Origin of the sequence: Sphingosinicella soli, assembly GCF_014199685.1 — a bacterium.
GTDB classification, from domain to species: domain Bacteria; phylum Pseudomonadota; class Alphaproteobacteria; order Sphingomonadales; family Sphingomonadaceae; genus Sphingosinicella; species Sphingosinicella soli.
This window is the reverse complement of sequence record NZ_JACHNZ010000063.1, coordinates 1-11,681: the sequence shown is the minus strand read 5'-3', so window position 1 is coordinate 11,681 and position 11,681 is coordinate 1. Positions and strand designations below refer to the sequence as shown.

The following is an 11,681-nucleotide window of genomic DNA, read 5'->3' as shown; positions in this document are numbered from 1 at the left end:
TCGTTGTGGCGCTCCCATGGAGTATCTGTCCCATAGCGCATCCTTCCATTGCTGGCTGAATAATGCACCATCAAAGCCTGGGATCAAACAACTAGGCAAGGGCCGACGGCGCCGCTCTGGAAACGGCTCGCATGGATGGCTGCGATCTGGGCGGCAAGCGTTTCGCTTCTCGGTGTCGTCGCCATGCTGCTGAAAGCCTGGCTGCGCTGACCGCTCAGTCGGGTTCATCCACACCGAGATGACGCCCTGTCGCGCGCTTGTGCGCGCGCAGAATCCCCACAACATCCGCCTCGCGGTCAAACTGCATCCCGAACCGCCCGAGATCGGCCCAGCGCACGACTCCGGCGAGCGGTGCGTTGCCGGGCAGCTCCACCACGACACGCGCGCCGATTTCCGGATAATACGGACTCCGCAACCGCATCCCGCGCGCGGAAATCTCCACGACCGTCACCGGGCCCGCCCAGCCCCGTGTGCGCATGCGCGCCGACCAGAACAGCGCCAGCGAGCGCGTCGCGCCGCGCCGTTCCGGCCCGCCCGCCAGCGCCTTGCTGCTTTCACCGCGCCAGGTGGGAAGTACGCCCTGCAACTTTGCAAAAAACTGGATCATCTGAGCCGCCCCTTAGTCGAAGCCCGTGATCCCCCGCCGCACCGATGTGCCGCGAAAACGTAAACAAAGTCTTAAGGCGCACTCGCCAGGGTTGAGGGCCGCTGCGGCATCGGCCCGTTGCAGTTTCTGCAACGATCGATGCAGTCTTTGCGGTGGCTCGCCCTCTTCGCAGGTGCAACAAAGGGCCTGCCAGAAATGGCGATCCTCCCCAAGGATTTACTTTCAGGGTCGGCCTTCGGGCCGGCCCTTTTTCTTTTGCGGGGGTTACGGCGCCCTCAGGCCGTCGCGGAGAGGGCGGTGGGCTCGATCCGCACTGCGGATTCGGCCTGAAGCCAGTCACGAAAGCGCCGCAGCGCAACGTCGGACGCACCCGGCTTCCGGGACACCCACCAATAGCTGTAAGGCGTGTCGACACTCTCGCCGAACGGACGCTCCAGCCGCGCGTCACCTTCATAAAAGCGCACCGAATCCTCAAGCGTCAGCGCGAGGCCTAGCCCGGCCTCCGCCGCCGCGATCAGCATCGGGCCGCTGTCATACTGTTCGGTGCGTCCGAGCGCGCTTTCATCGAGACCCATCGCCTGCAGCCAAAGGGGCAACATCTTCGAAAGACCGCTGTGCAAGAGCAGCGCATGCTCCCGCAGCGCAGCGCGAACCGACATCCCCGGCGCGACAAGGCCGGGCGCACAGACCACGAAACCGGCCTGCGGCTTCAGCTCGCAGGACTCGAAGCCTTCCGGCACCGCCTCGGCGAACACGATGATGGCATCGAGGCTGGCCCCCAGCTTCTGGAACGGCGCGCCCGACGAATCGAAACGCAGCATGATATCGGGATAACGCGTTCGAAACCTGGCGAGGCGCGGCAGCAGCCAGGCGCTCGCATAGGAAGGCGGCACGCCGATGGCGAGGCCGCGTTCGCCGTCCGAGCGCACCTCACCAAGAACGCGACCGATGGCATCGAAGTGCGGTGCGATCTGCGTGAACAGGCGGGCGCCTTCGGGCGTCGGCTTCAGCTCGTGGTGCCGACGTTCGAACAGCGGCCGCCCGACGTGCGACTCCAGCGATTGCAGCCGCCGGCTGAGCGCCGAAACCGAAAGATTGAGTTCGACCGAGGCCGCGCGCAGCGTCCCGCCGCGGTACACCGCGACGAAGGCTTCGAGTGATCCCATCGGGGGCAGGCGGCGCATGTTATGCCCTCGCTGCCCATCCGGCGAGGCACCGGCTACACATCATGGCCTCTCAAGCTTGCCGCCCGCATCGTTGCGAACGGCGATGCTTGCATTGTTGCAGCGCAGCATGCTTTTGGCAAGCGTTGAAGCATTTCTGAAACGTCGCGGCAATATAGACCATGCGACCCCTGCAATTTTGACGTCTGTTGCAAATCCCACAATCGACGTTGCCAAGGTCGCGATGGTGAGCCCGAACGCATTTCGTATGCTGCGATGCACAAACGAACGGCGACCGGTCGTTTGCTGGAACAGGGAGACTCATCATGAAGATCATTTTCAGCCTGGCCGCAGCAGGCATGATCGCAGCCACGGCTGCACCCGCCATCGCCGCGCCGTACAGCTATTATAACGCGCGCATCGAATTCATGCATGCACCGACCGGCTATGACGTTTCCGGCCGTCGCACAGCCGGCGGCGTGCTTCATCTCAAGGGCGAGAATGCCGACACAGGCAAGACGTTCGATCTGCGCGTCTCGCGAAAAGGCCATATCACCGGCACATGGGAAGGCGCTGCGGTCGATCGCTGGGTCGGGGCCGAGAAAGCGCCCCAGATGCTCGCGCAGCGCGACTGACACCACACACACACGAAAAAGCCCTGCCGGAAGACTTCGGCAGGGCTTTTTCGTATCCGCTCACATCGCGCGGCGTTGACCTTTGCGGCTCGCCTGTGGCAAGCGTGCGCAGCTTCCGGGCGCGGGTGTAGCTCAATGGTAGAGCAGAAGCCTTCCAAGCTTACGACGAGGGTTCGATTCCCTTCACCCGCTCCAGCCTCTTAGAACTTCGTGCTGACTTCGAGCATCCATGAACGCGGCGGCGCGTAGTTCGAGAATGTCCAGAGCCCCCCGACGACGAGCTGGCTGACCTTGTAGCGCTTGTCGGTCAGGTTGCGGCCGACGAGGCGAACCGAATAGGCATCGTCAAGCCCCCGGAAGCCGATGGAGCCATTGAAGATAGTGCGCGCGCCCAGATAGGCGTTCTCGTCGGGCGACGTGATCGACTGGCTGAACAGGTTGCGATCCGTGAATGCGACGTTGCCGTTCAGGAACAGGTTCCCGGCGTCCCCTACCGGCAGCGCGTAAGTCGCGTCGGCGGCCCACTGCCACTTCGGCGCACGGTCGAGCGGCGCGGACGCGAGGTCGTAGCCGGCGGGCAGCGGCGTGACGTATTCGTTGTACTTGCCGTCCTGATAACCAAGGTTCGCGCGTAGCGTCAGCCCATCGACCGGGATTGCCGTGAGTTCGGCCTCCAGCCCTTTCACTTCTGCCGCCGCCGCATTGAAGAAACGCGTGACCTGGAACGTCTGGCCGTTGACGACCAGCGGTGTCACGATCTGCTTCTGGAGATTCTTGTATTTCACATAGAAGCCGGTGAGATTGAAGCGGAGACGGCGATCGAACAGTTCGGTCTTGACGCCCGCTTCGAAGCTGTCGGCGGTTTCAGGCGTCGTGGGCTCGGCCGCAGCGCGGAACGCGTCGAGATTTTCACCGAAAGGCGCGAAGGAACCGATCTGATCGTTGAACCCGCCGCCCTTGAAGCCGCGCGAATAGGTGGCATAGCCGAAGGTGTCCGGGGTGAACCTATATCCCAGGCTGGCCCGCCATGTGGGCTCCTTGAAGGTCGCGCGGTTGGTGACCACGCCGTCCGGGAAGCGCGAGAAATCATTGAGATCCATGAGAGGAATGTCCTCCCACGTCATCGTCGGGTCGCCCGTTATATCCTGCACGAACGCCTGCTGGCGGCCCCGCCACCGCTTTTTCTCCCACGTGTAGCGCCCGCCGACCGTCAGCGTCAGCGCATCGGTGATCTCGTAAGTGCCTTCTGCATAAAGCGCTGTGGAGCGCGAACGCTGATCGTTGCAAAGCACGTAGGGGTTGTCGTCCCAGGCGCCGTACGGCGTCGTTGCGCCGACGAGATCCTGGAAGCCGAGCACCTGCGCCACGCAGAAATCGACGGTCTCTCGCTGATAGAACGCACCCGCCACGAAATCGAAGGGTCCGCCCAGATCGGACGCAAAGCGAAGCTCCTCCTGCCAGGTCTTGCGGTCGTCCGAGCGATTGAGATCGAAAAGCGCCAGTTCGTCACCGTCGTCCGCCACGATGGAACCCATGCCGGTGGTGCTGTTCGGCAGGCGCGACCGCTGGAAGCGATACCCCGCCACGTTCGTGATCGTACCCACGCCGACATCGATGTTCACGTTGAGAAACACGCCGTCAACATCGACGCGCGCCTTGCTCATCTCTATATATTCGCTTTCGCGGAACGTCAGGCCGTGCCGCTTGAGCGGATCGCCGGTGTTCGCCGCGCCGCCGACGCCCAGCAGATTGAACAGGAAGCCGGGGCCCGCCGGCGTATCCTCGATCGCCGCCGCCGGATCGGAATCGTCGCGAATGATTTCGTACTGCAGCAGCGCCGATATGTCTGCAGACGGCTCCCAGAGCAGCTTCGCCCGGCCCGAGAATACGCTGGAGCCACCGATACGGCGTCCATCGCCGCAGCCCGAGGCACCTGCATATTTGCTTTCACCGAAGGGCGTCACCGGCCCGTAGCAATAGCCGTTGCGCATGAAGCCTGCGGATTTGTTGTAGGCGCCGACCAGACGCAGCCCGAGCGTATCGGTCATGATCGGTACGTTCAGCGCACCCTGAACCTGATAGGTATCGAAGCTGCCATACGACAAGCGCGCCTCGCCGCCGAACTGCGTGAGATCCGGGCGCTTCGTGCGAACCGTTACAGCGCCGCCGGTGGTGTTCTTGCCGAACAGCGTGCCCTGCGGCCCGCGCAGCACCTCGAACTGATCGATGTCGAACGTGTCGAGTAGCTGCGTCTGCACCGAAGGCATGACGAAATCGTCCACGAGAACACCGACAGGCGCCTCGTAATAAACGATGATATTGTTGACGCTGACGCCGCGCAGCGCGAACGAAGCGGCATTGAAGCCGGTGATCTTTGCGGCCGAGAAGTTCGGAACGAACGTCGACAGATCGCTGATATCTCGGGGCGCCGCCTGGTTGATCATCGCCGAATCAACCGCGGAGACAGCCACAGGGGTCGTTTGCAGGTTGGTGTTTCGGCGGGTCGCGGTCACGATGATTTCGGCAAGTCCGCCATCGTCGGCCTGCGCATCCATCGCGGCCTGCCCGGCGACGGGCGCAGGCGCGCCCTGCGTCTGCGCCAATGCATTTCCATGAATCGCGAAGGCCAGCGCCACCAAACCGACACCGCCCATTCCATGCCTTGCAGACATCGACCTCTCCCCTTTTTTCCGAGCACCGGCTCGTTCTTATGCTCAATTTATCGCAGGCAAAAATAAAATGCAATCATGTCTGCATTTTTTGAGTTGCGACCCCCAAACACCTCCGATGCCGCAACCTTTCGAAATTTAATCGTTGTATTTCAGATAAATATAATAATTCTAAATCATGCATAAAATTGACAGTCATGATTGTATGCTTGATTTTTGCGAGCGCCGTGTAACAGTCGCGTAACTGGAGGAGATGCATATGAGCTTTACATATATCGCGCGGCTACGAATCCGTCCGGAGGCGGAAGCTGAGTTTCTGTCGGCGATCGACGACATGACGGCCGCCACTGCCGCAGATCCGAGCACGCTTGATTACAAGGTTTTCACGCGCGCGGACGACCCTTACAGCTATGTTTTCTACGAAAGTTACGTTGACGAGGCCGCCGACGAACATCACCGAACCGGCCCGACGACCGGCCCCATCATCGCGCGGATGGTCGCCTGCATCGACGATAGCGGGTTTTCGCAGGAATTCTGGAATCCGGTCTCGGAACGCGCGAGGGGAGCCTGAACTATCGGAGGGGCGCTGCCCACAAGGAAAACCGACGGTTGCTCGCCACTCGCCAAGCCATTAGCAGATTCGTACAGCGAAAGGTCAAAGGGGGCGACGGCGCAGCGTGATATGACAGCTCAGGCGCAAAAAATTCGTCAGGTCCGCAGCGAGCGCACGCGGAAACGGCTCATCGACGCGACAATCTCCAGTCTCGTGAAATATGGATACAGTCGCACCAATCCTCTTCGCGTGGCCGCCGAAGCCGGCGTGACGCGCGGCGCCGTGCTGCACCATTTCAAGGACGGCGCAGACCTTATCCACGCCACCATCATCGAGCTTCAGGAAAAGCGGCTGCGCGCGCTCGGGCGTGTCACCGACATCGAATTCCATGAGGTCGGCAAGATCATGCGGACCTACTGGGAGCAGCTTTCCAGCCCCACCGCGATCGCGTTCGAGGAAATCCGCAACGCCGCGCGGACTGACGGCAAACTGGCGGAAATCCTGAGGCCCGTGGAGCGCGAATATCAGGAAAGGTGGGATCTTCGTGCCGTCGACATCTTCGCGGACTGGCAGAGCGATCCTAAAAACTTCGAAATCGCCATCACGCTCGCCCAGACCGTTCTGGAAGGCCTCGCCGTCAGGAACCAGTGGGGCCTTGCCAGCGAGCGGACGATCGAACTGATGCTCGAGCAGCTTGAACAGCAGATCATCAGCCTGCACCCCCGGCTACGCAAGGATCGCTAAGCCGCGACCGACAGTTTTCGCAGCGTGCCCGAATAGGCAAGGATGCGATTGCCATCCTGCGTCATGACGCCCCGCGCAAAGGCCATCCTGCCGGTTTCCTTCAGAAGCTCAATGGATGCGATAAGCGGAACATCATTACCGCCGCCGGTCAGAAACTGCACTGAGAAATCCACGGTCATCGCCCCCGCACTGGACACGCGGCCATGCAGGAACAAGGGCAGGAACAGCGTGATTTCCGCCATGGAGGCGAGATAGCCGCCATGCAGCCAGCCCGCTGAATTCATGCTGTGGACTCCAAGCTCAATGCGCGCCTCCGCCATGCCTGCGCCCGCCGGGCGGACCAGCAGCGGCGGCAGCGCCGCGTCGAAACCCTTGACGCCGGGCGCATGGAGACGGCGCCAGCCCGCTGCCGCCAGGTCGCGGTCGTCGGCCGGAAGAAGTTCGGAGGCAGGATATGTCCGCAATTTCACTCTTTCCGCGCCGTCAACGCCACATGATGTTACCGACAATCATGATTGTTTTTATTTTAACGTCATGTCAACATGCGAACGCCGCATTCCCGCCAAATTGGTTAAATCGAGAATTGGAGAGCCCATGTCGGATTCGATGGCACAGATGGACGAACTTGTTTCCCGCGCCCGGATCACAGACCTTCTTCTGCTGTATTGCCGCGCGCTCGATCGGTGCGACGTGCCGCTGATGAAATCCCTTTATTGGGAAGATGCGATCGACAACCATGGCGTTTTCAACGGCGGCGCGCAGGCATTCGCGGAGTATATCGTCGGAGACACGAAACAGCGCTTCGAGTCCACCGTCCATGCGCTCAGCAACATCCTGATCGAACTTGAAGGCGATACCGCTTTTGCCGAGAGCTATCTCATCGCCAACTGCGTTCTGAAGGGAGACCGTGCAAAGGTCGAAGATACATTTGGCCCGACCTACGCCGCACGATTCGATTGGGACGAGATTGCGGGCATTCCGCACGAATTCTTCTTCGGCGGCCGCTATTTCGACAGGCTGGAGCGTCGCGGCGGCGAATGGCGCATCGCCGAACGCATGCTGCTGATGGACTGGAACCACTGCGATATCGGCAAGTCGATCTTCACCGAAGGCATGCTCGCGCATCTGCGCCCCCTCGGCCGGCGGCACCCCGACGACGCCCTGTATCATTTCCGCAAAGGGCCTGCGGCGGCATGATCGAGAACATTCGTTTCGAAGCGCCGAAAGATCGACTGGCCGACCTTCACGAACGACTGGCGCGCACACGCACGCCGCACGACTACGCCAACGACGACTGGTCTTACGGGGTGAACGGCGCGGATCTCGCCGCGCTTGTGTCGTTCTGGCGCGATGACTACGATTGGGAATCGCAGCTTCGCGACATCAACAGCTTCAGTCACTACCGAACCGTCATCGACGATGTGCCGATCCACTTCATTCGCGAGCCCGGTAAGGGACCGGCGCCCATGCCGATCATCCTGTCGCACGGCTGGCCGTGGAGTTTCTGGGATTGGCACCAGGTGATCCGGCCACTCGCCGACCCTGCGGCGTTCGGCGGCAACCCCGAGGACGCCTTCGAAGTCATTGTCCCCTCCATGCCCGGCTTCGGGCTTTCGACCCCGCTTTCGAAAACCGGCATCAATTTCTGGACGACGGCCGACATCTGGCACCACCTGATGTCGAAGACGCTCGGATTCGAACGCTATGCAGCGGGCGGCGGCGATTGGGGGGCGCTCACCACGACTCAGCTCGGGCATAAATATGCCGGGCACCTCTACGGCATTCACCTTTCAACGGTCGCGCCGCTTTCCCTGTTCAATCACGAACGCCCCTGGGACATCACTGCCGGAACGCTGGCGCCCACGGATCTCCGGCCCGATGAGCGCAAGGCCTTTCTGGCCTGGCAGGAGCGCATCGCGGCCCATGTCTGCGTACAGATTCTCGACCCCCAGACGCTCGCCTATGCGCTGCACGATTCCCCCGTGGGTCTGCTGGCCTGGCTTGTCGAGCGGCGGCGGAGCTGGGGCGATTGCCGCGATGGTCTCGAAAGCGCGTTCGACAGAACTTTTCTGATTACGTCGGCGATGATCTACTGGCTGACTGACAGTTTCGTAACCTCGGCGCGCTTCTACGCAGAGGCCGCGCGGAACCCATGGCAGCCCTCGCACGATCTCTCGCCGATGGTGCAGGCGCCGACGGGGATCAGCCATTTCCTCCACGACGGAACGACCGGCTTGGGCGCCGCATCCCTGCCCATGTTCAACCTGACGTTCGAACGCCGGCATGAACGCGGCGGACACTTCGCCCCCGCAGAAGTGCCGGACACGATCATCGAGGATATTCGCGCGATGTTCCGGCCGCTGAGACGCTGAAAGCCTATCCGATTTCGACGAACACGCGGCCGTCTTCCAGCGTCGCGGGGTAGGTTCTCACACGGCGTGTGGTAAGCTGCCCGCTGGGGCAGCCGTCGCGGACATCGATCCGCATCCCGTGCAGCGGGCAGAACAGGAACGGGCCTTTCATCCGGCCGCCTTCAAGCGCTGCGGTTGCATGGCTGCACATATTTTCCAGCGCGAACACGCCGGCGCCCGAACGGCAGAGAAGAATCGAGACCCCTTCCGCAACGAAGGCGCGGTTGCCGTTTGCGGGCACGTCTTCCAACAGACAGATTTCAATGCGCGCCACGGATAGAGCCCTCAAGCGATTGCGAATACCGACTTCACCAGGGGCGTATGGTGAGACCGTTGTCCACAACGAATTCCGCGCCGGTGACATAACGCGATTCGTCCGATGCCAGATAGAGCACAATGTTCGCAATGTCCTTCGGCGCACCCTTGGCGCCGTGCGGCAGAACACCCTCCGCCACCGGCTGTTCGGTCCCGGCGCGGCCCTCCGCGAATTGCACCATCGGTGTTTCGATGGCGCCCGGAAACACCGCGTTGCAGCGGATCTTGTAGCCCTTTTCCTGGCACATCACGGCGATGGATTTCGTCATGCCGCGCACGGCGCCCTTGGCGGCGGAATAAGCGAGATAGATCGGATAGCCGAGCAGCGCGCCGGTGGACGACATGTTGACGATAGAACCACCGCCACCCTTGTTCATCAAAGGGATTGCGTGCTTGCAGCCAAGGAAAACGCCTTCGCTCATCACCGCGTTCACCCAGCGGAACTGTTCGAGCGTGCTTTCCTCGACGTCGGCGATGGCGACGACACCGGCATTGTTGACGAGAATATCGAGACGCCCGAAACGCTCCTCGACGCTTCGAATGGTATCGATCCATGCCTGCTCGGATGAAACGTCGAGCGCGAACGCGGCGGCGCCGTTGCCGATCGCGTCAGCGACTTTCTGCGCAGCCTCGAGCGTCACGTCCGTGACAACCACGGCCGCGCCCTCTTGCGCAAGAATTTCGCAATCCGCGCGGCCAAGACCTGAGCCGCCCCCCGTAACCAGTGCGACTTTTCCGGAAACACGACCCAAGAGCCAGTCCTTTCCTGTTCAGATTGAGACGATTGCGCTTAGCGTTGCAGCCAGCGATCCAGTTCGACGTGGAAGTGGCGCAGCCGGGCTTCCTGTTCGCCCCACAGCGGCCCCCTGAACCCGCGTGAGCGCGCACCCGCCTGCACGATGGGGAGCAGATCGGAATCCTGATCGAGCACCTCGCCGAGGCCCGGTGGCACGCCAAGCCCGGTGTGGACGACATCGGGACGCGTTTCGCCCGAAAGATCGACTTCATCGCCGAGCCCCATCCAGAACGGCGGCCCGTAACCCGGTACGTCGACATGGCGGTACATGATGATGGTGTCGTAGGTGAACTGATGTGGATCGTCCGCATGCGGCAGGAAACGGTGCAGGAACACGGCCTCCGGGTGACAGCCGATCTGCACGTTCGGGAACACGCCGAAGATCGTGCTGTCAGTCAGCTGCGCGTCGCTGAACCTGTCGTAATCGAGCCCCAGGCGCGCCGCACGTTCGCGTTTCGCGAAGGCAAGCGCGGCGCGCGAATCCTTTGCCGTGCCGCCGAAGGTTTCCGGATCGATACCGGCATCCTTCAGCATCATCGCGATCCCCGGGTTGATGCCGTCCTGATCGGGATAATGCGAATTCGGCTGCGCGAACGGTACGAACTGACGGCTCAGGCCGCCGGGATACAGGTCAATATGCGTGCGGTCGTCGAGCATGCCCATCGTCTGCGGATGAATCGCATGCAGGTGATAGGTTTCATAAAAAGCGTCGATGCCGCCCTTCCAGTTGGCGCCCCAGTCGGACCGGCGATGCTGCACGACATACATCCTGTCGATACCGTAGGTTTCCAGCATCGGCAGGACGGGCCCCAGAAAGTCCGCGAGGCTCGGCACATCGTCGGTCATCGAGATGAAGACGAGACCGGCCGCTTCCTCGACGCGCACCGACGACAGGCTGGTGCCGTGACACAGGACTTCGGGGCGGAACGTCTCGGGATCGGTCACGCGCAGATTCTTGCCGTCCAGATCGAACTGCCAGCTGTGGAACGGGCAGGTGAAACTGCTCTGCGACCCCATCTCGCTATTCACGAGACGGCTGCCGCGATGCGGGCAGACATTGTAGTGCGCGCGCAGCGTGCCGTCGGCGGCGCGCACGATGATGAACGATTCCGCGGCGATATCGAATTTCATCCAGTCGCCGGGTTCCGGCACGTCGCTCGCCGGACCCGCCAGCAGCCAGGTCTTGGTGAAGACCTTTTCCCACTCCTGTTCGAAAAACGCCTTCGATGTGTAGCGCGACGGATCGGGGCGCGTGCTGCCGTTGTCGATGTGCGGCGCAGGCTTGTCAAAATCGTGCGTTGAATTGGCGTGAACAGCCCAGCTTCTCGGATCATAATTCATGTGATCATTCCTCTCCCAAGACCAGGTTGGCGCGTTTTTTCGCGCGCATTTTCATCATCGGTCTACGCTAACCAATATTGCCACATGTTTTCGTTTATGCGAAACAGATTCTTGAGCGCCGGGCTATATTTTCGCGCTGCGGAGCCCTAAAGCATCCGCACGATGGAGAAACGCCTTTGAACGAGATGGGCCGAATTTCGAGCCGACAGCGCTACTCCAGCCCGCTGATGCAGGAGCGGCGACGGCGGATTATGGCCGAGGCGCGCGCGCTGCTCGCCGAAGGCGGTGAGGCCGGCTTCAACATGCGCGAGCTGAGCCGGCGCGCGGGCGTGTCGTCGCGCACGCTTTATCATGCCCTCCTATTTGGGCTCGATTTTCTGCAAGTCTTCGTCATCGTCATCTCTCCTCCATAACAGTAATAGGCACGCTATTCGACGCTGTGCTGCG

The 11,681-nt window shown here is 61.7% G+C and carries 14 protein-coding genes and 1 tRNA gene; 8 read left to right on the top strand and 7 right to left on the bottom strand.

Annotated elements, in window-relative coordinates; genetic code table 11:
• The first annotated feature begins 69 nt into the window (after nt 1–69).
• Nucleotides 70–210, top strand: a complete 141-nt coding sequence (locus tag GGQ98_RS18190) for a DUF2474 family protein (protein WP_184071859.1) — start codon at nt 70–72, stop codon at nt 208–210.
• 4 nt (nt 211–214) lie between these two features.
• Here the strand turns inward: GGQ98_RS18190 and GGQ98_RS17495 are convergent, their stop codons facing one another.
• Nucleotides 215–607, bottom strand: coding sequence for a PilZ domain-containing protein (locus tag GGQ98_RS17495; RefSeq protein ID WP_184071855.1), 393 nt, complete (start codon nt 605–607; stop codon nt 215–217).
• A gap of 275 nt (nt 608–882) precedes the next feature.
• Nucleotides 883–1,791 carry a LysR substrate-binding domain-containing protein gene (locus GGQ98_RS17490; RefSeq protein WP_184071853.1) on the bottom strand — a complete coding sequence of 303 codons (909 nt, stop codon included), beginning with the start codon at nt 1,789–1,791 and terminating at the stop codon, nt 883–885.
• Between the two features lie 305 nt (nt 1,792–2,096).
• Between GGQ98_RS17490 and GGQ98_RS17485 the strand changes: the two genes are divergently transcribed.
• Nucleotides 2,097–2,405: a hypothetical protein gene (locus tag GGQ98_RS17485; protein ID WP_184071851.1), complete on the top strand. Its 309-nt coding sequence runs from the start codon at nt 2,097–2,099 to the stop codon at nt 2,403–2,405.
• 121 nt (nt 2,406–2,526) lie between these two features.
• Nucleotides 2,527–2,600: transfer RNA gene (locus tag GGQ98_RS17480), tRNA-Gly, on the top strand.
• A 5-nt stretch (nt 2,601–2,605) separates the two neighbouring features.
• Here the strand turns inward: GGQ98_RS17480 and GGQ98_RS17475 are convergent.
• Complete coding sequence (locus tag GGQ98_RS17475; protein WP_243451988.1) at nt 2,606–5,077, bottom strand: TonB-dependent receptor; 2,472 nt, start codon at nt 5,075–5,077, stop codon at nt 2,606–2,608.
• Between the two features lie 256 nt (nt 5,078–5,333).
• Here GGQ98_RS17475 and GGQ98_RS17470 point away from each other — a divergent pair, with 256 nt between their 5' ends.
• A complete protein-coding gene (locus tag GGQ98_RS17470) occupies nt 5,334–5,645 on the top strand; it encodes a putative quinol monooxygenase (protein ID WP_184071849.1) in 312 nt (103 codons plus the stop codon).
• A 111-nt stretch (nt 5,646–5,756) separates the two neighbouring features.
• On the top strand, nt 5,757–6,371 hold the full coding sequence (locus GGQ98_RS17465) for a TetR/AcrR family transcriptional regulator (protein WP_184071847.1): 615 nt from the start codon (nt 5,757–5,759) through the stop codon (nt 6,369–6,371).
• On the opposite strand, the gene GGQ98_RS17460 is transcribed toward GGQ98_RS17465, so the two are convergent.
• Nucleotides 6,368–6,841, bottom strand: a complete 474-nt coding sequence (locus GGQ98_RS17460; protein ID WP_184071845.1) for a PaaI family thioesterase — start codon at nt 6,839–6,841, stop codon at nt 6,368–6,370. The genes GGQ98_RS17465 and GGQ98_RS17460 overlap by 4 nt on opposite strands.
• A gap of 124 nt (nt 6,842–6,965) precedes the next feature.
• On the opposite strand from GGQ98_RS17460, the gene GGQ98_RS17455 reads away from it, so the two are divergent.
• Together GGQ98_RS17455 and GGQ98_RS17450 are read left to right on the top strand one after the other, a co-directional pair.
• Nucleotides 6,966–7,568, top strand: a complete 603-nt coding sequence (locus GGQ98_RS17455) for a nuclear transport factor 2 family protein (RefSeq protein WP_184071843.1) — start codon at nt 6,966–6,968, stop codon at nt 7,566–7,568.
• Complete coding sequence (locus GGQ98_RS17450; RefSeq protein WP_184071841.1) at nt 7,565–8,743, top strand: epoxide hydrolase family protein; 1,179 nt, start codon at nt 7,565–7,567, stop codon at nt 8,741–8,743. The genes GGQ98_RS17455 and GGQ98_RS17450 overlap by 4 nt, the downstream gene beginning before the upstream one ends.
• A gap of 4 nt (nt 8,744–8,747) precedes the next feature.
• Here GGQ98_RS17450 and GGQ98_RS17445 read toward each other — a convergent pair whose 3' ends face one another.
• From GGQ98_RS17445 to GGQ98_RS17435, 3 genes are read right to left on the bottom strand one after another with little or no spacing between them, the layout of a single operon-like run.
• Nucleotides 8,748–9,056, bottom strand: a complete 309-nt coding sequence (locus GGQ98_RS17445) for a Rieske 2Fe-2S domain-containing protein (RefSeq protein WP_184071839.1) — start codon at nt 9,054–9,056, stop codon at nt 8,748–8,750.
• A gap of 34 nt (nt 9,057–9,090) precedes the next feature.
• Entirely contained in the window at nt 9,091–9,849 is a 759-nt protein-coding gene (locus GGQ98_RS17440) for an SDR family oxidoreductase (RefSeq protein WP_184071837.1), read from the bottom strand.
• A 38-nt stretch (nt 9,850–9,887) separates the two neighbouring features.
• The gene (locus GGQ98_RS17435; protein WP_184071835.1) at nt 9,888–11,234 is read right to left on the bottom strand and encodes an aromatic ring-hydroxylating oxygenase subunit alpha; all 1,347 of its coding nucleotides are present in this window, start codon (nt 11,232–11,234) and stop codon (nt 9,888–9,890) included.
• Nucleotides 11,235–11,419: 185 nt separating this feature from the next.
• On the opposite strand from GGQ98_RS17435, the gene GGQ98_RS17430 reads away from it, so the two are divergent.
• Nucleotides 11,420–11,647, top strand: coding sequence for a TetR/AcrR family transcriptional regulator (locus GGQ98_RS17430; RefSeq protein WP_279380280.1), 228 nt, complete (start codon nt 11,420–11,422; stop codon nt 11,645–11,647).
• Nucleotides 11,648–11,681: the final 34 nt, after the last annotated feature.